A 26959-nucleotide genomic window follows, 5' to 3' on the forward strand; every position below is an offset into this window, starting at 1 on the left:
AGTGGTGGTGTTCTTAACTACGCTCGTCCACAAATGGACACCACCACCTCTCGCCGCGTGCCGCTCGTCATGGGCATCGCCGTGCTCGTGCTGCTGCTGGACCAGGCCACGAAGTTCTGGGCCGAGAGCGCGCTGACCGGCCGCGCGCCCATTCCCGTGCTCGGGGAGTTCCTGCAGTTCAGGCTCCTCTACAACCCCGGTGCCGCGTTCTCGATCGGCGCGGGGTCGACGTGGATCTTCACCATCGTCGCGGCTGTCGCCGTCGTGCTGCTCGCGCGGTACGGCATGCAGCCGCAGACGAGGCTGCGGGCCTTCGCACTCGCGTTGATGCTGGGCGGCGCGACGACGCACCTGCTCGACCGGCTGTTCCGCCAGCCCGGGTTCGCGCGCGGGCACGTCGTCGACTTCATCGACTACAACGGCTGGTTCGTCGGCAACGTCGCGGACATCGCGCTGGTCTGCGGTGCGATCCTGCTCGTGCTGCTGAGCTTCACTCCGACGAAGCAACCTGCCGCGTGAGTGCGTCGGCGCGGCGGGTCGTCTCGGGCAGCCGGTAGCGCGGAGCTAGACGCAGCACCTCGGCGCATGCCCGGTCCAGGTCGATCTTGTGGCCGACTGACACGAAGACCGGTTTCACGCCGGTCTGAGTCCGCAACGCCCTGCCGACGACCTCGTCGCCGTTGTCGCCGTCCATGACGAGGTCGCTCGTCGACCCGCGGTCGTGGCCCGGCGGGTCGAACCTGCCCATCGCGTTCTTCGCGACGCCGATGCTGGGGATGCCGGTGTGCACGCCCAGATGGCACGCCAGGCCGAAGCGCCGGGGGTGCGCGAGGCCCTGACCGTCCGCGACGAGCAGGTCCGGTGTGACGGTCACCTGTTCGAGGGCGCGCAGCAGGACGGGCATCTCCCGGAACGCGAAGAGACCGGCGATGTAGGGGAAGTCGGTCGTGCCCTCAACGACGACTTCGTCGAGCACGACCAGCGATTTTGCATCGAACACCACGCAGACGCCCGCAACTGTGTCGTTGCTACGGTAGCCGACGTCCAGACCTGCAACGGTGTCTATGCGCAGGTCAGGGGCACTAGTGGTGATCACCTGCGTGCGCAGGCGTTCTTGCATCGCGATGGCGTCGTCAACCGTTCTGGGCCACTCCACGTACGACAGTGTGCCGTGACGCGTCGTAGTGGGCGGTCAGGAGGTCGTCGCCGAAGTCACCCGAATGGCGACGCAAGACGGTGTGGATGTGGTTCGCCTCGTTGGCTGTGTTGTCGTACTCGATGAGCAGTTCCGGGCCCTGTATGCGGTAGTAGTGCCCCTCGCCCCGGCGCAGCGAGCCTTCCCAGGAGAAGTGCAGGCGTTCGGGGTCGACTCGCGCGTACTCCTCGTCGGCGAGTTCGAACGCGAGCCTGTCCAGGTAGAAGCGGACGATGTCGACGAGGAGCTCACCGGCCGGCTTGCCGAGCTGGGCCGGCGTCACTCCGACCGGTTCGGACGGGCTGATCCGCGGGGCGTTGCCGGTGCGGATGTCGTGCGGCGCGGTGTCGGACACGACGGCCAAGCGGCGAGCGGTCGGGCCCATGCGGTCGAGGAGTTCGCGGGCCAGTTCCTCTTCCAGCTTCAGCGGCTGGCTGACCACGCGGCCCCGGTAGGTGACTCGGGCGGGGTTCGCGCCGAGGAAGAAGGGCGTCGCGGACACGTGGCCGTCGGCGACGACGACGTTGACCGAGAGATGGTGTCCATCGACTCGCCATCCCCACGGCTCGTCGCTGCCGGGTGTGCCGAACAGGACGGTCCAGTAGTCGGCGCTGTGCCGATTTCGGTGTCCGCCCTCGCGGTGGTCGAGCACGTCTTCCAGCGCCATGACCGCGGCCACTTGGGCGTACGCGTGCGGGCTGAGAACGGTGGCGAGCATGCCGTGGACTGCTTTGCGCTGGTCGCGTCGGAGGTCTCCGAGCGCCAGGCCCGGTCGTGTGCCCGGTGTGTACGCCCAGCGGTGCCTCAGGTCGTCGTCGGTGATGGCGCGGATCGCCTGTTCGCGCTGGTCACCGCCCAACAAGCCGATGTAGTGATGCGTGGCGTCAGCGACGTCGTGCAGCATCTTTTGAACTTATCGGCCTTGCGGTCACAGAGCAGTGGATGCGGTCGACGCCAGCCGCAATGGGTGCCAAAAATCTGACGTGCATGAAGACGCAACATGATGACGACGCAGTCTGGCGCGCCGTGGCGAACCCGTTGAGGAGGCGTTGGAGACCAGCCTGCACGTCGTCATGCGGCACCTCGGGGTGCTTGACCTGATGCTCGTGGAGCCGCGGGGCCGGAAGCGGGTCGACCACCTCAACCCCGTGCCCATTCAGCAGATTCACCAGCGGCAAGTCGCGCATCACGAGCGGAACTGGGCAGCGGCGCTCGTCGGCTTGAAGCTCACGGTCGAGAGCGTCGGACAGGAGGACGAGGACGTTGGGTGAACCCGGCACCGAACTGGTGCACAGCATCGTGATCGCCGCGCGGATCGAGGAGGCGTGGGCGGAGATCACCCGACTCGACGGCAAGCAACGCGCCATGATGGACGCGGTTCTCGATTCCACGCTCGAGCCGGGTGCGCCGCTGCACTACCGATCACCGGACGGCAAGCGGGTGTTCGTCGTCGGCCGCGTCGTCGAGGTCGATCCGCCGCGACTGCTTTCCCACACGCTGCGGCTGACCATGCGCGACAACCCGTGGACCGCCGTCTCGTGGCAGTTGGAAGAGGTGGACGGCGGAACGCGCGTCATGTTGCGCAACTCCAGTTGGCCCGAGGGCGTCAAGCGGCTCGGCAAGGTCGACTCGACGTGGAAGGGCATCCTCGTCGCGCTCAAGCAGGTCGTCGAGACCGGCGACGTCAGCTCCGGTCTGAAGGTCCGGTACGCGTTGATGCGCGCGTTCATGTGGGCGATGCCGGCGGGCACGAAGGCCGGGAACGTCCCCGAGCCGCCGGGTATCGGCCAAGCCGTCTGAGACGCGATCCCGGCTTTGCAACAGGTCTTTTGACGACGAAGTCAAAAGACCTGTTGCAAAATAGCAGGTGAACGCGGTGGAGCAGCCGATATATTGGTTGCTGTTAGGCGTGGCAGACGATGGGGCCGCCGTGGAGTTCCATCATGTCCATCCAGACGCGGGGCAGTTCAAGGCGTTCGGAGAGGGGCTTGCCGTCCAGTTCGTGGTAGGCGCGGTGGAGGTTGCCCACCAGGCGCTCGGACTCCTGCCACGACGAGAAGCGTGACTCTCCCGCCTCGCGGACGACCTCCATCGGAGTCTTGCCGGCGGCGTGGCCGGACGACGCCAGGTCTGCGAGGTACGTCGTGTAGGCGGCGAGGTCGTCCAGGACGCGGTTGATCTGGGCGCCTCGCAGCAGCGGACCGTGGCCGGGAACGACAACGGCGGCGTCGAAAGAGCGCAGGAACTCGAGGGCGGACCGGTAGCCGGTGATGCTGCCCTCGGCGAGGAACGGCTGGCCGCCCGCGAACACGAGGTCGCCGGTGAACAGGACGCGCTCGGCCGGGAGCCAGACGACGGTGTCGCCGCGGGTGTGCGCCGGGCCGGGGTGGTGCAGTTCGACGACGCGCGTGCCGAGGTGCAGGGTCAGCGACTTCGTGTAGGTGAGGGACGGCGGGCGGACCTCGATGTGGCCGTAGTCCGGGCCGGTGAGCACCTGGGCGGCGAGCAGGCCGGCGGTGAGGACCTCTTCGCGGCACGCCTCGTGGCCGATGATGACGGTCGACGGCGGGACGAGCCAGTTGCCGAACGTGTGGTCGCCGTGGTGGTGGGTGTTGATGACGTAGCCGGGTTCGGCGGAGCTCACCGTGGCCACCGAGGCGAGCAACGCGCGGTTGCGCGCCTCGGTGGACGTGGTGTCCACGAGCAGCAGCGAGTCGTCGGAGCCGACGACCGCGCCGGTGTTGTTGATCATCCAGGACCCGTCGGGCTGGACGTAGGCGTGGACTCCGGGAGCGATCTCGACGAGTTCGGGCTGAGCGGAAGGCTTCACCCGTTCCAGCGTAGAGACAGGCGGGTCAGCCCTGGGCGATGTAGGCCTGCAACTGGTCCTGCGACTGTTCGAGCTGGCCGATGCGGCTCTTCACCACGTCACCGATGCTGACGATCCCGACCAGCTGGCCGTCGGAAAGCACGGGTGCGTGGCGGAAGCGCCGTTCGGTCATCACGACCATGAGGCTGTCCACGGTGTCGGACGGGCTGCAGGTGAACACGTCGGCGGTCATGATCGCCGACACGGGGGAAGACAACAGATCAGCGCCGGATTCGTGCAGCTTCCGCACGACGTCGCGTTCGGACACGATTCCCGCCACGCCGGAAGCGCCGACGACGACGATCGCACCGACGTTGTGTTCCGCGAGCGCTCTGAGAAGTTCGGACACGGGTACGTCCTGGCCGATCGTCGCGACCGCCGATCCCTTGGTCCGCAACACGTCAGCGATCCTCACCTGGCGCCTCCGATCCTGTCGGTCCGGTAGCACCTCAGGCTAGATCGGATCCGGGCGGAGCGGGAGGTCGTGCCCTCGAAGGGAGCAGGGGACGCGTCCGGTGTGAACGCGTCCCCCGCCGGTGTCGCGCCTGGTTCGGCGTCGGCTACGCGGCTCCTCCGCGGCGACGGGTCGCGAACTGGCGCGGCTGGACCACGGGGACACGCTGCTGCGGCAGCGGGAAGTGCGTGGTCTGGTCGTGCTTGTTCCGCTTCTGCGCACGGCGCGCGGCGCGGTTGCCCTGCTCGGGCGGGGTGGTGTCAGGCATGCGAAAGCCTCCTCACGAAGAGGGCGTGCAAGGACACGGCGAAAGCCGTGGAAGTGGACCCGCAAGGGTCACCGAGGAGAGCGCGACGACGAGGTCGCGGAGGCGGCGTCGAGAGCGCCGCGGGCTTCATCAGATGAAGAACATGCCCGCAACGCTAGCGATGATGCTGTCCCGTGCCAACCGAATTAACCGCGGGCCCGTGCGGCGGCCGCGCCGGCGCCGAGCATCACGAGGACGATCGTCACCATGGCCCACTTGCGGGACTTCGTCATCGGCGTCGTCTCGGGGTCGAGCGGGAGGTCCCGACGCGGCTCGGGCTTCTGCCGCGCCGCATGCACCGGAACCGGCTGCACGGCAACAGGAGCAGGCGCGGGCTTGGCCATCGCGGCCGGGGGCGGCGGGACCACCGGAGCGGGTGCGGGCGCCGGAGCCGGAACGGGCGCGGGTGCGGGAGGAGACGGCGGCGCGGGCGCCGGCACCTCGGGACGCGGCGAGGGCGGCTGGACGCGCGGAGGCATGGGGGCCGGGAGGCAGCCCGCCGCGTCGATCATGGCCATCGACGGGCCCGACGAGAGCTCCACCGCCACGCCGCCGGAGATCCGGTAGAGGCGGCTGCGGCCCTTGTAGCCGTTGTTGACGGCGTAGACGGTGCCGGCCGAGTCGATCACCACGGCGCCGTAGGTGGACTTGCCGGGAAGGCCGGCGATCTCGGTCCTGCTCACCACCCGCCCGTTCGCCGGGTCGAACGACACGACCTCGCCCGGTCCGTGGCCCGCCGCCGACACCCCGGTCAGCTTCCCGGCCGGGTCGGGGGCGAAGTCGTCGAGCGTCAGAGCGGGCCAGCCCAGCACGACGGTCCGCGTGATCGTGAGGTAGGTGGGGCTGGCCGGGTCGATGTCGATCGCGTGCAGCTTCGCGTGGTCGCGCACGTAGAACGTGGTGCCGACGACCGTGCCCGCGGACACGTCGTCGGTGCGGAACCAGTGCGCGCCGACTGGTCCCAGGTCGTCGACCGCGCCCTTGGTGTCGACCAGCACGACGTGCGAGGGGTTCTTCCACGAGCGGTGGCCCTGGGACGTGAGACCGACCAGCCGGCCCAACGACGACGAATACCCCAATGCGTTCAGCGCGTAGTCCAGGTGAGCCACTTCTGTCACCCCACCGGATGACAGCTCCACTTTCGTGAACGACGAAAACGAACCACGATGGTGTGAACGTACTTGATAAGCGTCACAGTTCGACGGTGCAGCCTGAGCAACAGCGCTGGTGAACGGCGTGGAAAGCACCATGAGCGCCGAGACGGCTCCCAGCGCGAACACATTCCGCCGCAACCGGAATGGAGTAGCCCAATACGACAACCGGGTATTCGTGCTGTTGCCGCGCATTGCCACCTGACCATTGCTCGTTACCCAGACCGTGCTGTACCGGTCACAGTAGACCGTGGTCTAATCCCACACCAGAAAGGAGCCGAATTGAGCATTTACCTCAGCGGCGCGCTCTGGGTTCTGGGCGCCGCCGTCATCTCGGCGGTCCTCGTCGTCATCACCCGCCGGTTCGGCTCGGACGAGGTGGGCGAGAAGAACCTCGGCACGGGCGGCTCGGTGTTCAGCATCGTCGCCGGCCTGCACGCGGTGCTGGCCGCGTTCGTCCTGATCTCCCTGTTCGACTCCGCCAACAGCACGGAGGACCAGGTCCAGAAGGAGGCCAACGCGCTCGTCGCGGTCAACTGGTCGGCGGACTCGCTGCCGGAGCCCGCGAAGACCAAGGTCGACGAGCTGATCCGGGACTACGTGTCGATCGTCGTGCGGGACGAGTGGCCCCGCATGCGCGAGGGCGAGAACGTCGGCAACGAGGGCTGGCTGACGTTGAACCAGCTCAGGGACACGATCGCGTCGGCGGCACCGGACGGCGACTGGCCGCAGGACCGCAAGGCCGAGGCCGCGAACCAGCTCTGGGAGGTCTACCAGGCCCGCCAGCAACGCCTCGACGCGGCCGACAACGGCGTGAACCCGGTCGTCTGGCTCGCGCTCCTGATCGGCACGGGTCTGTCGCTGCTGTTCCCGTACCTGTTCCGCGGCCCGACACTGGTCTCGCAGCTGCTGATCACGGTCACGCTCACCTCGACGCTGGTCCTGCTGCTGTTCGCGATCTACCAGTTGCAGAACCCGTTCGACGGCGGCGTGCTCATCCCTTCCGACGCGTTCAGCTCCGCGGTCGACAGGCTGAGTTAGCGCGAATCCGCCGTTCCGTCCGCTTCTTCGATCTCGACGGACAGCACCTCTCCGTCGAGGACCTTCGGCAGCGGGTCGGCCTGCGCGAAGTAGCGGTTCGCGAATGCGCCGACCGCGCGGGTCGAGGCGGCGTCGACGCCACCGCCGATGACGCCGCCCAGCACCGGAACGCCCTTGGCGACGACGCTGCCGAGTTTCTTCGTGCCGTATTTCGTGATGAGCGCCGAAGCGGCCTTCTTGGTGAACTGCTTGATGCCGACCTTTTTGAACAGCTCGGTTCCGGCGTTCCCGAGAAGGCACAGCAGGATCGCCATCTGCACCTCTTCGCTGTCCACGTCGTGGCCGCGCAACGACGCGATGGACGCGATGAGGTGTGTCTGGATGACGTACGTGGCCGCCACGTTGGACGGCAGCGAGATCGGCAGTGTGATCAGGCCGCCGAGGTTCGTCAGGAAGCCCTGCGCGCCCGCCAGCGCCACGTGGGTGCGGATGAGGTGTTTGATCGCGTCGGTCTCGTCGCCCTTCTTGGCGAGCGCGTCGGACGCGGACTCGCGAGCGCTCTTGAACGGGCCGAAGCCGTCCACGCCCGCACGCAGCAGGTAGTCGGCGATGCCCTGCTGGACCTTGTTCAGCTCACCCTTGGACTCAGCCACGATCCCGACATTACGCGTCCGGTTGCCGCGGCGAGACCTCAACCGGCGAGTCGAGCGTCGTGACCGCGCCCGTGCTGCCGTCCACGGTGATCCGCTCACCCGTCCTGATCCGCGTCACGGCCTCCCGAACGCCCACCACCGCGGGAATCCCGTACTCGCGCGCCACGACGGCACCGTGCGAGTTCGCGCCGCCCATCTCCATCACGAGGCCGCCCGCGGTCAGGAACAGCGGTGTCCAACCGGGATCCGTCGAGGGCGCCACGAGGATCTCGCCGGGTTCGAGGTGCGCGCCCACCGGGTCCATGACGACGCGCGCGACACCGGTGATCGTGCCCGCCGACGCCGGTGTGCCGACGAGATCGCCGTCCACGGGGGCGCCGTGGTGCACGGCCTCGGGTTCCGTGCCGTCCGACAGCAGCACGCGCGGGACGTGCCGGCGCCGCAGCTCGCGGTCGTAGACCTCGCGCCGCGCCGCCACGAGCGGCCGCAGGTCTCCCCGCGGAGAGCGCATCTCCTCGAAGTTCAGGAAGAACACGTCGTCCGCGGTGTCGAGGCGCCCGTCGGCGACGAGCTGGGCGCCGGCTTCGGCGATCCGCTTCCGCAGCGCGCCGAACAACGTGATGACCAGGTACTTCGGGTACTCCCGCAGACCGGCCAGCACCCTGGTGCGGCGCAACGCGAAGCGCACGAACCAGCCGCGTCCCCACGCGCGGCGGGCGAGCGTCTCGATCATCGCCTCGGCGTCGGCGGCGCCCCGGGCGAACACCGCGTCGGGGTGCGCCTGGTCGTCTTCCAGACGCAGGAAGTTCTTCACCACGCCGACGACGTGCGCGGGGTCGTCGGACCAGCGGGGCAGTCCGAGGTCGATCTCGGCGACGGCGCGGTGCCCCCACCGGGCGAGGAAGCGGTCGAGCGCGGCCGGGCGTTCGCCGTCGCGGAACTGCCGCAACGCGACGGGATCGTGCCGGATCTCCTGCGCGAGGTCCCACAGCGCCAGGTCCATCTCGGTGGTGATGTTGTTGGGCAGGCCGCGCAGAACGGTCTGCAGCTCCCCCGGCCGGGTCTTCACGACCTTGCCGGCCAGGCCGAGCATCGCGAAGCCGACCAGCGCGGTCGGTGCGAGGCGGGGCAGCACCGGAACGACGCACTGCCGCAGTGCCTGCTCGACGGAGAGGCCGGCGGCCTTCTCCAGGACCTCCCGTTCCAGCCGCAACGCGGTGCGCACGGCCTTTTCCGGGTCGGCCAGTGCTTTCGCCACCGTCACGGGCACGCGGAACCGGCGGGCGAGCCGGAGCACGCGCTTCAACGCGGGTGTCGGCGAGGAGTTCCTGATCGCGAACCGCGGGTCGTCGAACAGCCCGTGCAGCACCTCGGAGGACCGCGCCTCCATCACGGCGAGCAGGCGTGTGACGAACTCGCGGCCCACCTTGCTCCACAGGACCTTGGTGACGTCGAAGAAGATGCGCTCGCCGTTCTCCACATAGGACCGGCTCGCCGGGTCTCCGATCACGATCTCGAAGGCCGCTTTGGAGATCTCCCGGAACGCCGCGCGCCCCATCGGGGTGATCGGGCGTTCGAGGCCCTGCGCGAGGCTGAAGCAGAAGTACACGTGGCTGCCGCCGTCCGGGTTGTCCGGCAACGAGAACAGCGTCGTGATCGGGCGCGCCTGCGTCAGGTGCGGCTCGCCCTCGTGGTCGATCGCCCACTCGGTGTCCTGCGGTGTCCCGTAGTGCCGCTGCACCTTGCGGCCGAGGACGGCGAGCGCGTGGACCTGCCCGTCGGTGAGACACTGCTCGCCGCTCTCCCCGACCTCGACGTGCTCGGTGCCGCCGCCGGGCAGCGAGCGGATGACAAACCTCTTGTCCCCCAGCCGTTTCTCGACGATGTCGGAGCCGTCGACGACGAAGTGGTCGGGGTTGACCGCGCCGGACACGACCGCCTCGCCGAGACCGGGGCTCGCGTCGATGACGATCTGGTCGCGCTTGCCGGTGACGGGGTTCGCCGTGAACATCACGCCCGACACCACGGACTGCACCATCCGCTGCACGACGACGGCGAGGTACGTAGTGGTGTGGTCGATGCCGTTCGCCTCGCGGTAGCTGACCGCGCGGTCGGTCCACAGCGAGGCCCAGCAGCGGCGCACGGCGTCGACCACCGCGTCCTCGCCGACGACGTTGAGGAACGTGTCCTGCTGGCCCGCGAAGCTCGCGAAAGGCAGGTCCTCGGCCGTGGCGCTGGACCGCACCGCCACGGGCACGTCGTCACCGAGCGCGCGGTACCCGGTGACGATCGCGTCCCGGATCTCCTGCGGCACAGGGGTTCTCAGCAACGTCTCGCGGGCGTTGCCCGGCGTGGTGCTCGCCGGATCGCCGGCCCGCGCGACGGCGCGGTAGGCGTCGGTGGTGACGCAGAAGCCGGGCGGCACCGGCAGGCCGGCTCTGGTCAGCTCACCGAGGTTCGCCGCCTTGCCGCCGACGGTGGCGAGCATCGAGCCGTCGATGGACTCGAAGTCGATCGTGAGCGCCATGGTCGCCCCTCCCGGATCCGCCTGGGAAGGAGGCTACGAGCCTTGGACCAGAAACTCAACAAGTGATGAATAATTTGCCGGGTCACAGCTCCTGTCCGGAGCGGCTCACCCAGTCCGGCAGCGGTTCGCGGGCCTGCAGCCACTCCTGCGGTGGTCCTGTGACGACGCCGCCGACGATCGCGGCCGTCGTGTCGACGTCACCGCCCGCTTGGACGCACGTCGTGATGGCAGCGCGGTAGTCGCCGAGGTGGCGCGAGGCGACCCAGAGCGCGAACGGCACGGTGTCCTGCGCCGTCACGCGCGAACCGTTGCCGAGGACGTGTGCGGCCTCCTCGGCGTCGTCGATCCCGCGCGCCTTCTCGATCCCCTTGCGCACCAACGACTCGCCGAGGTGCTCCAGCACGCCGCCGAGCAGGTCGTCCGGTGGCGCGCCCGTCAGCCGGGCCCTGGTCGCGATGGCGGATGCATGCGCGACGGCCACTCCGCCCGCGATGCCCTCCGGGTGCCGGTGCGTCACCTCGCCGGCCCGGACCGCCTGCGTCGTGACGGCTTTCGGGTCGTCGGCGAAGTACGCGCCCAGCGGCGCGATCCGCATCGCCGCTCCGTTGCCGCACGAGCCCTGCCCGTGGAAGGCGCTGCCGGCGGCCTGCTTCCACGGCATTCCCCGGCGGATCTTGTGCAGGATGGTGAAAGCCCCCGCGCCGTACCCGCGGTAGGGCTCGCAGCGGTCGGCGAACGTCGCGGCGAGGCTGTCCTGGTCGACCTCGCCGTGGTCGCGGAGCTCGGCGACGAGGTTGCAGGCCATTTCGGTGTCGTCGGTCCACTCCCACGGGCCCCGCGGCGGCTTGCCGGCCACGAGGTCGGACACCGAGCGGCCGACCATGAAGAACTGCGCGCCCAGAGCGTCGCCGACGGAGAGCCCGTCGAGCGAGGCGTAGGCGAGGTCCAGGCGCGCGCGAGTGTGCAGGACTATGCGCATCACCTGCGATTTTACCCGTTCACCCTGCCCCGGTCGCGTGATTTTCGCGGGTCAGCGCGCCTGCCCGGCGGGCGTGAAGACGAAGCTGTCGCGGAAGCCCCCGTCGCCGCGCCTCGTCGCCATCAGCCGCAGCTCCGGCATGAAGTGGAAGAACACCAGCGACCCCGAGCGGTCCGGGTAGCCGAGCGTCTTCGAGTACTTGGGGTTCGTGCCGCCGAGCCACAGCGGCGGCTCGCCGTACTCGGCGATCACGTCGTCGAGCAGGCAGTCGTGCTCGCCCAGCACGCCGGGGATGCGGCTGTCGGCGTCGAGGCTGAGCCAGCCCTGGCGGTGCGCGAGGTCCGCGTACACCGACGCCATGACGTCCTCGCTGCGGTGGCCGAGCGCCTCCTGCACCGCGCCGCTGACCATCGCCGCGTTCGCCGCGCCGCGCTTCACCAGCGCCTCGAGCTCGCTCTGCCAGCGGTCCGTGCGGTCGTCGGCGAACGCCAGCGCGTCGAGCAGGGTGAGGATCACCGCCTCACCGCCGTACATGCCGGGACGCCGGACAGCGGCGTTGAGCTGACCGAGCAGGTAACGACGTAAGTCGTCGAACGAAGGCATCTCTCCCCCTTCCTGCGAGATGTTCTATCAGTTGCACGGGGGCGAAACGGAATCGCCTTCACGACCGACAGGGGAGGCAACGACCGGGGAAGGACCACATGAGCATCAGCAACCGGCAGATCGTCGCGTACTGGGTCGAGCACGAGGTCGACCTCGTCATCGACTGGAGCACGGCCCACGAACGGTGCTGGCGCTGCGGTTACAGGTCCTCACTGGAGCAACACCTCGTCGTACCCGCGTCGATGGGTGGCGCGCGCACCACGGACAACGTCGTGCTGCTGTGCGGGCGGTGCGTCAGCGAGTCGCCGAGCCACCAGGACCCGCGGTACCTGTGGCGGTGGCTGCGCGCGACCTCGGCGCTGTCGGCCGACACGTACTGGACGTTGCGCGGGTGGGAGGAGTTCGAGGTCATCTTCGGCCGCAAGCCCCTGGAGTGCTTCAAGGAGGCGGAGGTCGACCACCGGTCGCTGAACGCCGAGTGCCGGGCGCTGGCGGCGGACGAGTTCGCGAAGACCGTCGTGCGGTTCGGGGAGGGGCGGCTCAACCCGTCGACGATCGCGTGCGTGATCGCGGAGGTCGAGAAGAAGCTGGCGGACCGTCACGGCATCAAGCTTCCGTGACGACCCGCAACGCCAGTTACATCATCTAACTCGAACGCGGACGCGAAGTGGGGGCCACCGCACGGTGGCCCCCACTTTCACGTGCACGTCATGCGCACACCCGGCTCACTGCCGTACCGGGTGCACCCCGGCCGGGATCAGCTGCAGCCGGAGGTGCTGCCGCAGCCCTCGCACAGGTAGCACGAACCGGCCGGACGCATCTTCGTGCCGCAGGTCATGCACAGCGGCGCGTCAGCGGCCTTGCCCAGGTGCAGCTCCAGCAGCTCGGTCGAGCTGCCGACCTGCTTCGGCGCCGCCTGCTCGACCGCGGCCTCGACGGCCGGGGCCGCCTCGACCGAGCCGCGCAGCCCCTCGAGGTCCACATCGGACGTCGCCGGGGCGCCGTACTCCCCCGCGACCTGCGCGGAACGCTCGTCGGCGGTGAAGATGCCGAGCTGCGCGCGCTTGTCGTACGGCAGGTAGTCGAGCGCCAGGCGGCGGAACAGGTAGTCGAGCACCGAGGTGGCGATGCGGACGTCCGGGTCGTCGGTCATGCCCGCCGGCTCGAAGCGCAGGTTCTGGAACTTCGAGACGTAGAACTCGAGCGGGATGCCGTACTGCAGACCCACCGAGATCGACATCGAGAACGCGTCCATCACGCCGGCCAGCGTCGAGCCCTGCTTGCCCAGCTTGACGAAGATCTCGCCGAGGCCGTTGTCCGGGTAGGAACCGGCGTGCAGGTAGCCCTCGGCGCCACCGACCGTGAACGACACGGTCTGCGACGGGCGCTTCTTCGGCAGGCGCTTGCGGACCGGGCGGTACTCGACGACGGTCGCGGAGGAGTCTTCCGCGGCGGCCTTCTTCTCGGTGGCCTTCGCGGACTTGCCGGCCGACAGCGGCTGGCCGACCTTGCAGTTGTCGCGGTAGATCGCGAGCGCCTTCAGGCCGAGCTTCCAGCCCTGGTAGTAGATCTCCTCGACGTCCTCGACGGTCGCCGTCTCCGGCATGTTGACCGTCTTGGAGATCGCGCCGGACAGGAACGGCTGCGTGGCCGCCATCATCCGCACGTGGCCCATGGGCGCGATGGAGCGCTCGCCCATGGCGCAGTCGAAGACCTCGTAGTGCTCGCGGCGCAGGCCCGGCGCGTCGACGACGTGGCCGTGCTCGCCGATGAACTCGACGATCGCCTCGATCTGCTCGTCCTGGTAGCCCAGCGCCTTGAGGGCGCGCGGCACCGTCTGGTTGACGATCTGCATCGAGCCGCCGCCGACGAGCTTCTTGAACTTGACCAGGGCCAGGTCCGGCTCGATACCGGTGGTGTCGCAGTCCATCATCAGGCCGATGGTGCCGGTGGGGGCCAGCACGGACGCCTGGGCGTTGCGCCAGCCGTTCTTCGCGCCGATCTCCAGCGCCTGCTGCCAGGCCTCGGTCGCGACCTTGTGCACCGACGAGTCGTTCGCGTGGTAGGTGCGGATCAGGTCGTTCGCGGCGGCGTGCTTGCGCATGACGCGCTGGTGCGCCGTCGCGTTGCGCTTGTAGCCGTCGTAGGCGCCGACGATGCCCGCGAGCTCGGCGGAGCGGCGGTACGAGACACCGGTCATCAGCGAGGTGATGGTCGCGGCGAGCGTGCGGCCGCCCTCGGAGTCGTACGCGTGGCCGGTCGCCATCAGCAGCGCGCCGAGGTTGGCGTAGCCGATGCCGAGCTGGCGGAACTTGCGGGTGGTGTCCGCGATCGGCTCGGTCGGGAAGTCCGCGAAGCAGATCGAGATGTCCATCGCGGTGATGATCAGCTCGACGGCCTTGGCGAACGTGACGGCGTCGAACTTGCCGTCGTCACCGAGGAACTTCATCAGGTTCAGCGACGCAAGGTTGCAGCTCGAGTTGTCGAGGTGCATGTACTCCGAGCACGGGTTGGACGCGGTGATGCGGCCCGACTCCGGGCAGGTGTGCCAGTCGTTGATCGTGTCGTCGTACTGGATGCCGGGGTCGGCGCACTCCCACGCGGCCTTCGCGAGCTTGCCGAACAGCTCCTTGGCGTCGACGCGCTCGATGACCTCACCGGTCTGGCGGGCGCGCAGGCCGAAGTCGCCGCCGCTCTCGTAGGCGTGCATGAACTCGTCCGACACGCGGATCGAGTTGTTCGCGTTCTGGTACTGCACCGAGACGATGTCGGCGCCGCCGAGGTCCATGTCGAACCCGGCGTCGCGCAGCGCGCGGATCTTGTCCTCTTCGCGTGCCTTGGTCTCGATGAACTCCACGACGTCCGGGTGGTCGACGTCGAGGACGACCATCTTGGCCGCGCGGCGGGTGGCGCCACCGGACTTGATGGTGCCCGCGGACGCGTCGGCGCCGCGCATGAACGACACCGGGCCGGACGCGGTGCCGCCGGAGGACAGCAGCTCCTTCGACGACCGGATGCGCGAGAGGTTCAGGCCGGCGCCGGAGCCGCCCTTGAAGATCAGGCCCTCCTCGCGGTACCAGTTGAGGATCGACTCCATCGTGTCGTCGACCGCGAGGATGAAGCACGCGCTGACCTGCTGCGGCGAGCTGGTGCCGACGTTGAACCACACCGGCGAGTTGAAGCTGAACACCTGGTGCAGCAGCATGTAGGTGAGCTCGTGCTCGAAGATCTCGGCGTCCTGCTCGCCCGCGAAGTAGCCGTGCTCCTTGCCGGCGCCCACGTAGGTCTTCACCACGCGGTCGATCAGCTGGCGCAGCGACTGCTCGCGCTTCTCGCTGCCGACGGCACCGCGGAAGTACTTGCTGGTGACGATGTTGGTGGCGTTCACCGACCACGACTCGGGGAACTCGACACCGCGCTGCTCGAAGTTCACCGAGCCGTCGCGCCAGTTCGTCATGACGACGTCGCGGCGCTCCCAGGTGACCTCGTCGTAGGGGTGGCGGCCCTCGGTCGTGTAGACGCGCTGGACCTTCAACGCGGCGGGCTTGGCAGCCGCCCGTGCGGCTGTCTTCTTGGCTGAGCCGCCGACGGTCTCGGTCACGGTGGATCTCCCTCGTGCTGGTGCTTTAGAAAGATGGTTTGCCCCGCGCGCCGCAAAGGCGCGCGGATCACTGCCCGTCCGGTGCTTCCTCGGCTCGGGCAGTGCGAAGATCGAGGATTTCCTTCTCGAAGTCCTCGACGGACGAGAAGGACCTGTAAACACTCGCGAAGCGCAGATAAGCGACCTCGTCGAGCTCGCGCAGGGGGCCGAGAATGGCGAGACCCACCTCGTGGCTCGCGATTTCCGCGCATCCGGTCGACCGGATCGACTCCTCCACCTGCTGAGCCAGAACCTGGAACGCGTCCTCGTCGACCGGGCGGCCCTGGCACGCCCTGCGCACGCCGACGACGACCTTGTCGCGGCTGAAGGGCTCCGTCACGCCGGAGCGCTTGACCACGGCGAGAACCGCTTCTTCGACCGTGGTGAACCTGCGGCTGCAGCTGTTGCAGGAGCGCCGGCGGCGGATCACCTGACCCTCGTCGACCTCGCGGGAGTCGACCACCCGCGAGTCCGAATGGCGGCAGAACGGACACCGCACGCCACCTCACCCCTTCCCCGCGCAGCACTCATCACAGCAGCCTCACTGGTCGGGTTACCCACAACCTGTGGACTACTTGGAACGGTGCAACCACTAGATGTAGGGGTAGAACCTAGATCGCAACCGACACCGGGCGCAACTCGACACGGCGCGTCGAGCGTCACCCTGTTGGACGAACCGCCGAAGATCAGCGGTGATTACACAGCGACGCCCACCTCATGACGCAGCGAACACGTCAGGGTGGGCGTGGAACCACAAGATGTAGGGGCAGGCCTACGGGGTGACCCCCACCTGCTGGAGGTAGAGCGCGCCGAGCGCGACGACCGTCAACGCGCTCAGGACGCCGGCCGCGATCAGCTCGAGCGTCGATTCGCGCTTCGGGCGGACTTCGCACGAACTCGACTCGCGCTTCGCGGGGACCACGATCTGGTGCGGCCGCGTCGCCGGACGCCGCGGCATGACACGAGGACCCGAACGGAGTGGGCGTCCCGCTGCGACGTCCGCGTCCTCGACAACGCGCAACCGCTTCTCGACGAGCACCGCCATCACGACCTCCATCGCAGGTCAGCCACCGTGATCGAACAAGGGTTCGATCGAACGTCCGTGCGAATTTCTACCAGACGGGATGGCCGGACGCCACAACACGCGACCAAATACCTCGAACAGGTGTTTGATCTGCGCAGCAAACACGACTACCGTCGACCGTGAAGATCGACGGAGGCCGGAATCCCATTCGAACTGGGGGCGGCGAGGAGGACAGCGACCGTGGCAGGCAAGACGATCGACCCGGACCCCGCTCTTGTGGAGACACAGGTGAACGAGATCGCGGGAAACGCCGGCCTGACCCTGCGTCAGCGCAAGGTGCTCGACGTGATCCGCGACTGGCTCGACCGTTTCGGCTACCCGCCGAGCGTGCGCGAGATCGGTGAGGCCGTGGGTCTCACGTCGACCTCGTCCGTGGCGTACCAGCTGCGCGCGCTGGAGCGGAAGGGTTTCCTGCGCCGCGACCCGAACCGCCCGCGAGCGGTCGGCGTGCTGCCCACCGAGATCGACCCCGGTCTCGACCCCATGTCCAAGCCGACGCCCGCGTACGTGCCGATGGTCGGCCGGATCGCGGCCGGTGGCCCGATCCTGGCCGAGGAGTCGATCGAGGACGTGTTCCCGCTGCCGCGCGAGATCGTCGGCGAGGGTGAGCTGTTCCTGCTGCGCGTCGTCGGTGACTCGATGATCGACGCCGCGATCACCGACGGCGACTGGGTCGTGATCCGCAAGCAGCCCACGGCCGACCAGGGCGAGATCGTCGCCGCCATGATCGACGGCGAGGCGACCGTGAAGACGTTCAAGCGCAAGGACGGCCACGTGTGGCTGATGCCGCACAACCCGGCCTACCAGCCGATCAACGGCGACGAGGCCACCATCCTCGGCAAGGTCGTCACGGTGCTGAGGCGTCTGCCGTAGCTTCGCCGCGGGCGCGCTTCTTCTTGGCGAAGAAGTCGAGCCACTTCTGCCTCGTGGCCTCCATGTCCACGACGACGAACGCGAAGAACTGGCCCATGTCCTTGAGGCGGGCACCGACCGGCGTGTCGAGACCGAAGATCTCGGCACCGGCCAGTCCGGTGTCCGCCCAGGTCGAGTTGCGCTGGGCGCTGGACAGCCACGCCCGGTACCAGAGGTCGTCGCCCAGGGAGTAGCGCACGCGCTTGCCGTCGCGCTCGGCGCGCAGCAGGTCGAGTTCCTGCAGGTAGGCGGCCGAGCGCGAGACCGTGCCGGGGCTGACCGACAGCCGCAGCACGAGCTCCGTCGCGGTGAGACTGCCCCTGTCGGTCATGAAGATCTCGGCGAGGATCCGCGCCGCCGTGCGCGTGAGGCCGGTCTGCCGAAACACGCCGACCAGCCTCAGGTGGAACTCCTGCACCTCGCCCGGGCTGCGGTCGAACGAGTAGGCCTCCTCGTCGACGTCGAGGTCGTCCACCGCGGGCATCCGGCGCATCGCCCGCTCACTCGCCGCCCGGTGCGCGGCACCCGGCCGGTAGTTGTTGTGGCCGCCGTTGCGGACCACCTCCCGCTGGATCGTCGAGGCCGGCCTTTGCAACCGCCTCCCGATCTCGGAGTAGCCGAGCCCGTCCCAGAGGAACTGGGCGATGAGCTGCCGTTCTTCTTCATCCAGCCGTTTACCTGGCACGACATCATGGTGCCTTGCGCGCCAGGCCATTGCAATGAGTCTTTTGACTTCGTCCGCAAACGTTTTTAGCTTGCAGGGAGGGGAAAGAAGCTCGTTGCAAGGGGGAAGCGATGCCACTGAGGCCGATGACGTACCCGGACGGGCACGTCGGCTGGCGAGCGCACGACCACGCTTCGGTGCGTGCGGTGCTCGCGGACGACCGGTTCAGCATCCGGCCGGATCTGATGCACAACCCGTTCGGGACGGGGAGTCCCGGTGACGCGCCGCCGTCGCCGCCTGGTGCGTTCACCGACCACGACCCGCCGGAGCACACGCGGTACCGGAGCAGGCTGACCGGTCAGTTCACCGTGCGGCGGATGCGGCTGCTCGCCGAGCGGCTGGAGGTGATCACGGCGGCGCACCTCGACGAGCTCGCGGCGGCGGGCTCGCCCGCGGACCTGGTCGAGCACTTCGCGGTGCCGGTGCCCGGGTTGATGATCTGCGAGCTGCTCGGCGTGCCGTACGAGCGGCGTGCCGAGTTCCAGCAGGACGCGATGGTGCTCACCGGCGGCAGCGGCGCGGAGGCCGGTGAGGCGGAGGCGATGTTCGCCGCGTTCGGGAGGTTGCAGCGGTTCATGCTGGAGATGGTCGCGGCGAAGCGGGCTCGGGCGACCGACGACGTGCTGAGCGATCTGGTCAACGCGGACCACGACCTGAGCGACGACGAGATGGCCGCGATGGGCATGGCGTTGCTCGGCGGCGGGCTCGACACGACGACGAACATGCTGTCGCTCGGCGCGCTGGAGCTCATGCGGGAGCCGGCGCGGGTGGAGGCGATGCTCGCCGATCCCGCGGCTGCCGTCGAGGAGCTGCTCCGGTACATCAGCCTGACGCCCGCGACGGTGCGCACGGCGTTGGAGGACGTCGAGGTCGACGGCGTCGTCGTGCGGAAGGGCGACACGGTGTTCGTCGAGCTGGCGTCGGCGAACCACGATCCGGCGCGGTACGCGGATCCGGACGTCCTCGACCTGGCCCGGGGCGCGGTGGGGCACCTGGCGTTCGGGCACGGCGTCCACCAGTGCATCGGCCAGCACCTGGCGCGGATCGAGTTGAAGATCGCCTTTCCGGGGCTCTTCACGCGGTTCCCGGGGCTGCGGCCGGCCGTGCCCGAGGACGAGTTGCCGCGCCGGGCGAGCCTGGTGATCGGCGGGCTGGAGCGCATGCCGGTCGCCTGGGACTGACCTGTCGGGACTTCGGCGCGGTCCCTAAGCGCGGCGGCGGAAGCGCAGGCCGATGACCAGTGCGGCGACGAGCACGATGCCGCCGAGGGTGAGGGCCAGGGGCCAGTTCTGCCAGGAGCCGTTCGACGACTCCGGCGGGGCGGCCTGCGGCTGGTCGGCGGCCGGGGGTGGTGGCGTCGTGGTCGTCGGCGCGGCCGGCCGGGCCAGGGCCGCGGCGCCCGCGACGGCGCGGATCGCGGTGCCGGCGCCTTCGGAGGCGGACAGCAGGGTGCCGTCCGGGTCGAACGCGATGGCCTCGCCCTGGGGTTCGTTGGGCAACGGGACCCGGACCGGGTCGCCGGCCAGGGCCTTGACGACATCACCGTCCGGGACCGGGAAGAGGTACGCGTCGGTGTAGGTGCGCAGCGCGATGACGGAGCCGTCGGCGGTCGAGGCGGCTCCGGTCACCAGGCGCGAGTCGAGAGTGCCTTCGAGCGGCCCGCCCGGGGTGTCCGTCGTCGACAGCGACACGCGTCCGACCTGCTCCAACGCCACCGGTGCATCAGTGCGGAGCGGGGCCGTCGGACGGTAGACCAGCGCGGAGCCGAGCGGTTCCTTGGTGATGATGTACGGCGTGCCCGTCTTGTCGACGAGCAGCGCCTCGGCGTCGTGCTTGCCGTCCGGGTACGTCACGCGGAACCGCTCCACGGCGCCGGAAGGCGAGACCTTGTGCAAGGCGACCGTGGAGCGGGACTTGTTGTTGTCGCCGGTATCGGACGCCCAGAGGGTGCCGTCCGGCGTCAGCGCGAGGTCTTCGACGTCGTAGGGGTCGACGGGCGCGGTGATCGTGCGTTTCACGACGCAGTCGCGGCCCATGACCTGGATGCGCAGCGTGCCGTTGTCGCTGTCGCTGACGGCGAAGAACTGCTTGCCGTCGGACGTGAGCCCGGAGAGCTCCTGCATGGCTACCGGGCACACGTCCACCGGTGGAGGCGGGAGGATCAAGCAGGCGTCCCGTTCGTCGCGAACTCCTCGAGGACGCCGGCGAGGTCCGGGCGCACGCGGGCGCTGAGCAGCGTGCCCGACTCCGTGTGCTTCTCGGACAGCACCTCGCCGTCGCGGTGCACGCGGGCGACGACCTCGCCGCGCGCGTACGGCACGAGGGCCTCGACCACGACCTCGGGCCGTGGCATCAGCTCGGCGATGCGGACCCGCAGCTCCTCGATGCCGACGCCCGAATGCGCCGACACGAACGACGCGTCCGGGAACAGGTGGCGCAGCCGCGCCATGCCCAGGTCGCCCACCGCGTCGATCTTGTTGACGACGAGCAGCTCGCGCGGCATCGGCGCCTCGGTCTTCTCGTTGATCTCCGCGAGGACCTCGCGCACGGCCTTGACCTGCTTCTCCGGCATGCTGTCGGAGCCGTCGACCACGTGCACGAGCAGATCGGACTGGCCGACCTCCTCGAGCGTCGAGCGGAACGCCTCGACCAGCTGGTGCGGCAGGTGCCGGACGAAGCCGACCGTGTCCGTCAGCGTGTACGGCAGGCCTTCGGGCGTCAGCGCGCGGCGCGTCGTCGGGTCGAGGGTGGCGAACAGCGCGTCCTCCACCAGGACACCGGCGCCCGTCAGCGCGTTGAGCAGCGACGACTTGCCCGCGTTCGTGTAACCCGCGATGGCGACGCTCGGGATCTCGTTCGCCGTGCGGCGGCCCCGCTTGGTCTCGCGGATGACGCCGATCGCGGCGATCTCGCGGCGCAGCTTGGCGATGCGCGCGCGGATCCGGCGGCGGTCGGTCTCGATCTTCGTCTCACCGGGACCGCGCAGACCCACGCCGCCGTTGCCGCCACCGGCACGGCCACCGGCCTGCCGCGACAACGTCTCACCCCAGCCGCGCAGGCGCGGCATCAGGTACTGCAGCTGGGCCAGCTCGACCTGCGCCTTGCCCTCCTTGGACCGCGCGTGCTGCGCGAAGATGTCCAGGATGAGCGCGGTGCGGTCGATGACCTTGACCTTGAGCTTCTCCTCCAGCTGACGCAGCTGGCCGGGAGAGAGCTCGCCGTCGCAGATCACGGTGTCGGCGCCGGTCGACTGCACGACGTCGCGCAGCTCGGAGACCTTGCCGGAGCCGATGTACGTCGCGGCGTCTGGCTTGTCCCGCCGTTGCACGACGCCTTCGAGGACCTCGGAGCCCGCGGTCTCGGCGAGGCGCGCGAGCTCCTCCATCGAGGCGTCGGAGTCGGCCGCCGTGCCCTCGGTCCACACCCCGACGAGCACGACCCGCTCCAGGCGAAGCTGGCGGTACTCGACCTCGGTGATGTCCTCGAGCTCGGTGGACAGCCCGGCGACGCGGCGCAGTGCGGCGCGCTCGGCGAGTTCGAAGTCGCCGGTCGAGAAGTCGTCCTCCTCGTCCCAGGTGCTGTCGAACTCCGGGTCGAACTCTGTGCTCTGGATGTTTTCCGTCATTTGCCCTTCATCGTCCCACGGACCATTAGTCCCCCGGATACACCGCGAGGTAGATCGCCACACGGGGAACATCCGGCTTGACCGGTTGCGCGGCCAGCTCATCCATCAACGTCGCGAGCCGCTGCTTTAGTTCCTCCGGGTCGACGGTGACGACCAGGCGGCTCTGATCCACGTCCTCGAGCCCGATGTCGGCGACCTCGCCGAGGAAAGCGTGCAACATCGCCTCACCGACCGCGAGCGCATTTTCGCTGTTGTCGAGCTGCCAGGACAGGCCCGTTGACCGGTAGGGGATCTCCTTCGCCCCTCTGTTGCCCGCTCGGGGCGGCATCGCCTCCAGGAATCCGGCGGCGACGAGCTTGCGCACGTGGTGCAGCGTCGTGGCCGGGTCCTTGCCGAGGCGCTGCGCCAGCTCCTTGTTGGTGAGCGGGCGCTCGAACGTCAGGCGGACGATGCGGAGCCGCAGGTCGGAGCTCAGCGCGGCGGCTTCCTCGCTCGTCGCGGGACGTCGTTTCCTGGAGAGGGCCACGAGTTCAGCCTAGATGAGTGATTGACACTTTCCAATCACTCGGCGCAGACTCGCCGCATGGCGCTTTGGGGGCATCACGACTTCCGCCGGCTGTGGGTCGGCGACACGATCAGCCAGTTCGGCATGAGCATCGGCATCACGGTCGTCCCGCTGCTCGCCGCCGGTGTGCTGCACGCGACACCGTTCGAGATGGGACTGCTGGCCGCGGCGAGCACGATGGCGTTCCTGCTGATCGGCCTGCCGGCGGGCGTCTGGGTCGACCGGATGCGCCGCAAGCCGCTCATGATCTCGATGGACGTCGCGCGGGCCGCGCTGATGCTGAGCGTGCCGGTCGCGTGGTGGCTGGGAGTGCTCGACCTGCCGCAACTGGTCCTGGTGAGCCTCGGGGTCGGCGTGTGCACGGTCTTCTTCGACGTCGCGTACCAGTCGTACCTGCCGTCGCTGGTGGGTCGCGAGCAACTCGTCGAGGGCAACTCGAAGTTGCAGGCCAGCCTCTCCGTGGCCGACGTGTCGGGCCCCGCGATCGGCGGCTACGTGGCGCAGTTCCTCGGTGCCGCCAACGGTGTGCTCGGCACCGGCCTCGGCTACCTGAGCTCGGCGTTCTTCCTGTTCCGGATCAAGAACGTCGAGCCGGTGCCGGAACGCCACCCCGACCCGCACCTGCGGCGCGAGATCATGGAGGGGCTGCGGTTCGTCTTCGGCAACGCCACCCTGCGCAAGATCGTGGCGTGCACCGGCACCTCGAACTTCTTCCACGGCATCCAGAACGCCGTCAGCGTGCTGTTCCTGCTGCGGGTCGCCGGGCTGAACGAGGGCACCGCCGGGTTGGTGTTCAGCGCGGGCGGTGTCGGCGGCGTGCTCGGGGCGATGGTCGCGCACCGGCTGGGCGTGCTGATCGGGCAGGCACGGCTGATCTGGCTCATACCGTTGCTGACCTGGCCGTTCGTGCTGCTGATGCCGTTCACGAAGCCGGGTTGGGGCATCGCGTTCGCCATGGCCGGGCTCGCCGTCAGCGCGTTCGGCGTCGTCGTCTACAACGTCGGCCAGGTGAGCTTCCGGCAGGCGATCTGCCCCGACCACCTGCTGGGCAGGATGAACGCCTCGATCCGCTGGGTCGTGTGGGGCGCGATGCCGCTGGGCGCGCTGCTCGGCGGCGGGCTCGGCTCGTGGATCGGCATCGTGCCGACGTTGTGGATCTCGCTGACCGGCTCGGTGGCGGGCATGCTGTGGGTGCTGTTCTCGCCGTTGCGGACTATGCGCGACCTGCCGGTGGCATCTAGCGTCGCGACTCATGGCTGACACGGTGGTTGTGCGCGACGGTCTTCACTTCGGCGAAGGACCGCGGCGCGGTCCCGACGGGCGCCTCTACTACTCCGACTTCTACGCGGGCGAGGTGCACGCCCTCGACCTCACCGGCGGGGCCGACGAGGTCGTCGCCGCCTTCGACGGCCAGCCCTCGGGCCTGGGCTGGCTGCCCGACGGACGGCTCCTCGTCGTCTCGATGCTCGACCGCACGGTCCGCCGGCTCGAAGGCGGCGAACTCGTCATCCACGCCGATATATCGGATATCGCGGCCTTCCACGCCAACGACATGCTCGTCGACGGCGAGGGCCGGGCGTACGTCGGCAACTTCGGCTTCGACCTGCACGGCCTGATCGACGAGGTCGGCGTCCCGCGCCTGCTCGAACCGGACTTCGTCCCGCCGGGCGCCTCGCTCGCGCTCGTGCGGCCCGACGGCTCCGTCAGCGTCGTCGCCGAGGACCTCAAGTTCCCGAACGGCATGGCGCTGCTGCCCGACCCGACGGGCGAGTCGGAGAGCGGGAACATCCTCGTCGTCGCCGAGACCGTTGCGTTCAAGCTCACTTCGTTTTCGGTCGACCGCAACGGATCGTTGCAAAACCGCAGGGTGTGGGCCGAGGTGAAGGAGTTCGGGATCGCGCCGGACGGGATCGCGGGCGACGGGGACGGGGTGTGGGTGGCGCCCTCGTTGCAGCCCGCCGTGTTCCGGGTGACCGAGGGCGGCCGGATCACGCACAGGGTCGAGACGACGCAGACGTGCTTCGCCGTCGCCGTCGTCGACGACCACCTGGTGTGCCTGACGGCGCCGGACTCGAACCCGTCCGTGGTCAAGCCGGACCGGCTCGGGAAGGTCGAGGTCTACGAACTCGGCTGATGCACCGGAACCGATATATCAGTCACGCCAGAGCGTCCCACCAGGACTTGTCGAGCTCGCCGCGGGCGACGAGCACGGCGGGTCCGGTGAGCGTCGACGTCGTCGGCTCGATCGTCACGTAGACCTGACCGCCGAGGACGTCGACGGTCGCCGAGCCGGTCGTCCTGCCCTGCCCGGCGAGCCAGGAGGCGACGGACGCGACGGTGCCGGTGCCGCAGGACCGGGTCTCGCCGACGCCGCGCTCGTGGACGCGCATGCGCAGGGCGTTGTCGCCGATGGTGTTGATCAGCTCGACGTTCACGCCGTGCGGGAACACCACCGGGTCGTAGCCGGGCGGCACGGTGAGGTCGAAGCTCTCGACCGGGACGTCGGTGACGCACGCCAGGTGCGGGTTGCCGACGTCGACCGCGAAGCCGCCGATGCCGGCGCCGTCGACCGCGGCGATGGACGTGCCGGTCACGCGTGCCGGGCCCATGTCGTTCGTGACGGAGCCGTCCGGGTGCGTCACCACGGTCCTGTCCCCCGCGCGCGTGGCGACGACGAACTCGCCCTGCGGCTGGTGGCCCGCGTCGACGAGGTAGCGGGCGAACACGCGCAGGCCGTTGCCGCACATCTCGGCGATGGAGCCGTCGGCGTTGCGGTAGTCCATGAACCACTTGCCGCCCGACTCGCCACCGGAGCGCACGACGCGCAGCACGCCGTCCGCGCCCAGGCCGCGCTGCCGGTCGCACAGCGCCTGCACGCGCGCGACGGTCAGGTCCAGCCGGTCATCGAGGTCGGGCAGGACGACGAAGTCGTTCTCCGTGCCGTGCCCCTTCACGAACTCCACGGCACCAGGTTACCGGCGGCTTCCACCAGATCGGGCCGCGCACCGTCGAGCCAGGTGATGCGCTGGTCACGCCGGAACCAGGAGCGCTGCCTGCGCACGAACCGGCGGGTGGCGCGCTTGGTTTCCTCGGCAGCGAAGTCGATCGTGCAGGCTCCGTCCATTGCGGACAGCACCTGCTGGTAGCCCAACGCGCGCGACGCCGTCTTGCCGTCGCGCAGTCCGATGCGGACCAGCGCGCGCACCTCGTCCTCCAGGCCCGCGGCGAACATCCGGTCCACGCGCAGGTCGACGCGCTCGTCCAGTTCGGACACCTCGCGGTCAACGCCGATCTGGACGGTGCCGTAGCGCGCGGGTCCCGGCTTGGGCAGGTTCGCGGAGAACGGCTGCCCGGTGAGCTCGATGACCTCCAGCGCGCGCACGATGCGGCGGCCGTTGGACGGCAGGATCGCGATCGCGGCGGCCGGGTCGAGCTCACCCAGGCGCCGGTGCAACGCCTCGGAGCCCACCGAGGCCAGTTCCGCCTCGAAGCGCTCCCTCACCGCGTCGTCGGTGCCGGGGAACTTCAGGTCGTCGAGCACGGCCTGCACGTACAGGCCGGAGCCGCCGACGAGGACGGGCGGGCGTCCGGCGGCGAGCAGGTCCTCGACGACGGCGCGCGTCTCGCGCTGGTAGGCGGCGACCGACGCGGTCTCGGTGACCGAGAGGACGTCGAGCAGGTGGTGGGGGACGCCCCTGCGTTCGGACAGCGGCATCTTCGCCGTGCCGATGTCCATGCCGCGGTAGAGCTGCATGGCATCGGCGTTGACGACCTCTCCCCCGAACCGCTCCGCCAGGGCGACGGCGAGGTCGGACTTGCCGGTCGCGGTGGGTCCGACGACTGCGATGGGCGTGATCACGGGCGCTCCCAGACGGCGACGTGGTAGCCCACGCCGAACGGTGCGAAGAACTCGGCGCCGGTGCAGCGCCACGGTCCGGGCACGCCGGCGAGGACCTGCCAGGCCGCACGGCCCTGCGCCCCCAGCTCGCGGGCGAGGTCCACGTCGAGGCCGAGCAGGCCGTCCACGTCGGCGGCCGCCAGCACAGTGTGGACCAGGGAGTCGAAAGGTCCCGAACGCTCGTCGTCGGACCCCGGCGACCGGGGGCCGTGCCGGGTCGAGCCGTCACCGAGGACGAGCAGGCCGCAGTCCTCCTCCGCCAGTCGCCGTCCAAACGAGACGCAGTCGGGAACGGGCAGGTCACGCGGGATGATTTCGACGCGTGACACCTCGGCTGCGCACTGTTCCCGCAGCCACGCCGTGATTAGCACGGGCAAAGGAATTTCGGCGTCCGGCGGCAGGTCACCGCCGAGTGACACCGGCACGTCGACCCCGTAACCGAGAAAAGTTCCCGACATCGGCGGCGCGAACGTCGCCGGACCGCTGTCGTCCGCGGCGACCGCGATCCACTGACCGGGCAGTTTTCCCGCAGCGGCAAGGGTTGCGGAGCGCACGGGCTCGGTCTCGGCGGCGGCGCCGGCGACCAGTTCTGGCACCAGGAGAGGTGGGTGCGGCACCACCACGGCACGGGTGATCACGACGAACGAGGCTACCTATCGTGGACTCCCAGTACCGAGTCGAGCTCTGACCTGTTTGAATGCGCGCGGGGAACTGGGGACGGGAGACCCCTCA

29 protein-coding genes are annotated in these 26959 nt (G+C 69.3%); 9 read left to right on the forward strand and 20 right to left on the reverse strand.

The features are described 5' to 3' along the window. Positions 1–33: 33 nt before the first annotated feature. Positions 34–519 carry a signal peptidase II gene (gene lspA, locus L6E10_RS29220; protein ID WP_236223369.1) on the forward strand — a complete coding sequence of 162 codons (486 nt, stop codon included), beginning with the start codon at positions 34–36 and terminating at the stop codon, positions 517–519. Here the strand turns inward: lspA and L6E10_RS29225 are convergent. Together L6E10_RS29225 and L6E10_RS29230 are read right to left on the reverse strand one after the other, a co-directional pair. Then, entirely contained in the window at positions 491–1156 is a 666-nt protein-coding gene (locus L6E10_RS29225; protein WP_308102904.1) for an endonuclease V, read from the reverse strand. The two genes, lspA and L6E10_RS29225, sit on opposite strands and share 29 nt — an antisense overlap. Next, positions 1134–2099 (reverse strand): DUF3500 domain-containing protein, encoded by a 966-nt coding sequence (locus L6E10_RS29230; protein ID WP_236223371.1) that lies wholly within the window; start codon positions 2097–2099, stop codon positions 1134–1136. The genes L6E10_RS29225 and L6E10_RS29230 overlap by 23 nt, the downstream gene beginning before the upstream one ends. Before the next feature lie 145 nt (positions 2100–2244). On the opposite strand from L6E10_RS29230, the gene L6E10_RS29235 reads away from it, so the two are divergent. Together L6E10_RS29235 and L6E10_RS29240 are read left to right on the forward strand one after the other, a co-directional pair. Continuing rightward, positions 2245–2466: a hypothetical protein gene (locus L6E10_RS29235; RefSeq protein WP_236223372.1), complete on the forward strand. Its 222-nt coding sequence runs from the start codon at positions 2245–2247 to the stop codon at positions 2464–2466. Beyond that, entirely contained in the window at positions 2459–2995 is a 537-nt protein-coding gene (locus tag L6E10_RS29240) for an SRPBCC domain-containing protein (protein WP_236223374.1), read from the forward strand. The genes L6E10_RS29235 and L6E10_RS29240 overlap by 8 nt, the downstream gene beginning before the upstream one ends. A 103-nt stretch (positions 2996–3098) precedes the next feature. Here L6E10_RS29240 and L6E10_RS29245 read toward each other — a convergent pair whose 3' ends face one another. The 4 genes from L6E10_RS29245 to L6E10_RS29260 all read right to left on the reverse strand — a co-directional run bounded on the left by L6E10_RS29245 (position 3099) and on the right by L6E10_RS29260 (position 6171). After that, entirely contained in the window at positions 3099–4025 is a 927-nt protein-coding gene (locus tag L6E10_RS29245; protein ID WP_236223377.1) for an MBL fold metallo-hydrolase, read from the reverse strand. Between the two features lie 25 nt (positions 4026–4050). After that, on the reverse strand, positions 4051–4479 hold the full coding sequence (locus L6E10_RS29250; protein WP_236223378.1) for a CBS domain-containing protein: 429 nt from the start codon (positions 4477–4479) through the stop codon (positions 4051–4053). Between the two features lie 145 nt (positions 4480–4624). Then, positions 4625–4786, reverse strand: coding sequence for a hypothetical protein (locus tag L6E10_RS29255; RefSeq protein WP_236223381.1), 162 nt, complete (start codon positions 4784–4786; stop codon positions 4625–4627). 185 nt (positions 4787–4971) lie between these two features. After that, positions 4972–6171, reverse strand: a complete 1200-nt coding sequence (locus L6E10_RS29260; RefSeq protein ID WP_374237573.1) for a hypothetical protein — start codon at positions 6169–6171, stop codon at positions 4972–4974. A gap of 87 nt (positions 6172–6258) precedes the next feature. On the opposite strand from L6E10_RS29260, the gene L6E10_RS29265 reads away from it, so the two are divergent. After that, positions 6259–7017, forward strand: a complete 759-nt coding sequence (locus L6E10_RS29265; RefSeq protein WP_236223385.1) for a DUF4239 domain-containing protein — start codon at positions 6259–6261, stop codon at positions 7015–7017. On the opposite strand, the gene L6E10_RS29270 is transcribed toward L6E10_RS29265, so the two are convergent. The 4 genes from L6E10_RS29270 to L6E10_RS29285 all read right to left on the reverse strand — a co-directional run bounded on the left by L6E10_RS29270 (position 7014) and on the right by L6E10_RS29285 (position 11779). Further along, entirely contained in the window at positions 7014–7670 is a 657-nt protein-coding gene (locus L6E10_RS29270; protein WP_236223387.1) for an EcsC family protein, read from the reverse strand. The two genes, L6E10_RS29265 and L6E10_RS29270, sit on opposite strands and share 4 nt — an antisense overlap. 10 nt (positions 7671–7680) lie before the next feature. Then, positions 7681–10197, reverse strand: a complete 2517-nt coding sequence (locus tag L6E10_RS29275; protein ID WP_236223390.1) for a PEP/pyruvate-binding domain-containing protein — start codon at positions 10195–10197, stop codon at positions 7681–7683. Positions 10198–10279: 82 nt separating this feature from the next. Further along, on the reverse strand, positions 10280–11176 hold the full coding sequence (locus tag L6E10_RS29280) for an ADP-ribosylglycohydrolase family protein (protein WP_236223391.1): 897 nt from the start codon (positions 11174–11176) through the stop codon (positions 10280–10282). A gap of 51 nt (positions 11177–11227) precedes the next feature. Continuing rightward, a complete protein-coding gene (locus L6E10_RS29285) occupies positions 11228–11779 on the reverse strand; it encodes a hypothetical protein (protein WP_236223393.1) in 552 nt (183 codons plus the stop codon). Between the two features lie 98 nt (positions 11780–11877). On the opposite strand from L6E10_RS29285, the gene L6E10_RS29290 reads away from it, so the two are divergent. Then, positions 11878–12399 (forward strand): HNH endonuclease, encoded by a 522-nt coding sequence (locus L6E10_RS29290; protein WP_236223395.1) that lies wholly within the window; start codon positions 11878–11880, stop codon positions 12397–12399. A 137-nt stretch (positions 12400–12536) separates the two neighbouring features. On the opposite strand, the gene L6E10_RS29295 is transcribed toward L6E10_RS29290, so the two are convergent. From L6E10_RS29295 to L6E10_RS29305, 3 genes are all read right to left on the reverse strand, one after another. Then, a complete protein-coding gene (locus L6E10_RS29295) occupies positions 12537–15380 on the reverse strand; it encodes a vitamin B12-dependent ribonucleotide reductase (RefSeq protein WP_308102905.1) in 2844 nt (947 codons plus the stop codon). Positions 15381–15447: 67 nt separating this feature from the next. Continuing rightward, positions 15448–15918 (reverse strand): transcriptional regulator NrdR, encoded by a 471-nt coding sequence (gene nrdR / locus L6E10_RS29300; protein WP_236223396.1) that lies wholly within the window; start codon positions 15916–15918, stop codon positions 15448–15450. Positions 15919–16191: 273 nt separating this feature from the next. Further along, entirely contained in the window at positions 16192–16476 is a 285-nt protein-coding gene (locus L6E10_RS29305; RefSeq protein ID WP_236223397.1) for a hypothetical protein, read from the reverse strand. A gap of 222 nt (positions 16477–16698) precedes the next feature. Between L6E10_RS29305 and lexA the strand changes: the two genes are divergently transcribed. Beyond that, positions 16699–17376, forward strand: coding sequence for a transcriptional repressor LexA (gene lexA / locus L6E10_RS29310; protein ID WP_374237579.1), 678 nt, complete (start codon positions 16699–16701; stop codon positions 17374–17376). Here lexA and L6E10_RS29315 read toward each other — a convergent pair. Further along, positions 17351–18100, reverse strand: coding sequence for a helix-turn-helix domain-containing protein (locus L6E10_RS29315; RefSeq protein ID WP_236223398.1), 750 nt, complete (start codon positions 18098–18100; stop codon positions 17351–17353). The two genes, lexA and L6E10_RS29315, sit on opposite strands and share 26 nt — an antisense overlap. Positions 18101–18210: 110 nt before the next feature. On the opposite strand from L6E10_RS29315, the gene L6E10_RS29320 reads away from it, so the two are divergent. Then, the gene (locus L6E10_RS29320) at positions 18211–19320 is read left to right on the forward strand and encodes a cytochrome P450 (RefSeq protein WP_236223399.1); all 1110 of its coding nucleotides are present in this window, start codon (positions 18211–18213) and stop codon (positions 19318–19320) included. Positions 19321–19344: 24 nt separating this feature from the next. Here L6E10_RS29320 and L6E10_RS29325 read toward each other — a convergent pair whose 3' ends face one another. Genes L6E10_RS29325 through L6E10_RS29335 form a run of 3 tightly spaced genes read right to left on the reverse strand, consistent with a single transcriptional unit; the run spans position 19345 to position 22290 of the window. Continuing rightward, the gene (locus L6E10_RS29325; protein ID WP_236223400.1) at positions 19345–20262 is read right to left on the reverse strand and encodes an esterase-like activity of phytase family protein; all 918 of its coding nucleotides are present in this window, start codon (positions 20260–20262) and stop codon (positions 19345–19347) included. A 38-nt stretch (positions 20263–20300) separates the two neighbouring features. Then, positions 20301–21764, reverse strand: coding sequence for a GTPase HflX (gene hflX / locus L6E10_RS29330; protein ID WP_236223401.1), 1464 nt, complete (start codon positions 21762–21764; stop codon positions 20301–20303). Positions 21765–21789: 25 nt separating this feature from the next. After that, positions 21790–22290, reverse strand: coding sequence for a transcriptional regulator (locus L6E10_RS29335; protein WP_236223402.1), 501 nt, complete (start codon positions 22288–22290; stop codon positions 21790–21792). A gap of 57 nt (positions 22291–22347) precedes the next feature. Between L6E10_RS29335 and L6E10_RS29340 the strand changes: the two genes are divergently transcribed. Both L6E10_RS29340 and L6E10_RS29345 read left to right on the forward strand, forming a co-directional pair. Then, positions 22348–23589, forward strand: a complete 1242-nt coding sequence (locus tag L6E10_RS29340) for an MFS transporter (RefSeq protein ID WP_236223403.1) — start codon at positions 22348–22350, stop codon at positions 23587–23589. Continuing rightward, the gene (locus L6E10_RS29345; protein WP_236223404.1) at positions 23582–24463 is read left to right on the forward strand and encodes an SMP-30/gluconolactonase/LRE family protein; all 882 of its coding nucleotides are present in this window, start codon (positions 23582–23584) and stop codon (positions 24461–24463) included. Before L6E10_RS29340 ends, L6E10_RS29345 begins: the two co-directional genes overlap by 8 nt. Positions 24464–24485: 22 nt before the next feature. Here L6E10_RS29345 and dapF read toward each other — a convergent pair whose 3' ends face one another. The 3 genes from dapF to L6E10_RS29360 are packed head-to-tail and all read right to left on the reverse strand — an operon-like array spanning position 24486 to position 26865. Continuing rightward, complete coding sequence (gene dapF, locus L6E10_RS29350; protein WP_236223405.1) at positions 24486–25292, reverse strand: diaminopimelate epimerase; 807 nt, start codon at positions 25290–25292, stop codon at positions 24486–24488. After that, positions 25280–26188 (reverse strand): tRNA (adenosine(37)-N6)-dimethylallyltransferase MiaA, encoded by a 909-nt coding sequence (gene miaA, locus L6E10_RS29355; RefSeq protein ID WP_236223406.1) that lies wholly within the window; start codon positions 26186–26188, stop codon positions 25280–25282. The genes dapF and miaA overlap by 13 nt, the downstream gene beginning before the upstream one ends. After that, positions 26185–26865 (reverse strand): class III extradiol dioxygenase subunit B-like domain-containing protein, encoded by a 681-nt coding sequence (locus tag L6E10_RS29360; protein WP_236223407.1) that lies wholly within the window; start codon positions 26863–26865, stop codon positions 26185–26187. The genes miaA and L6E10_RS29360 overlap by 4 nt, the downstream gene beginning before the upstream one ends. Positions 26866–26959: the final 94 nt, after the last annotated feature.

Source organism: Lentzea sp. CC55, assembly GCF_021056325.1.
Taxonomy (GTDB): domain Bacteria; phylum Actinomycetota; class Actinomycetes; order Mycobacteriales; family Pseudonocardiaceae; genus Lentzea; species Lentzea jiangxiensis.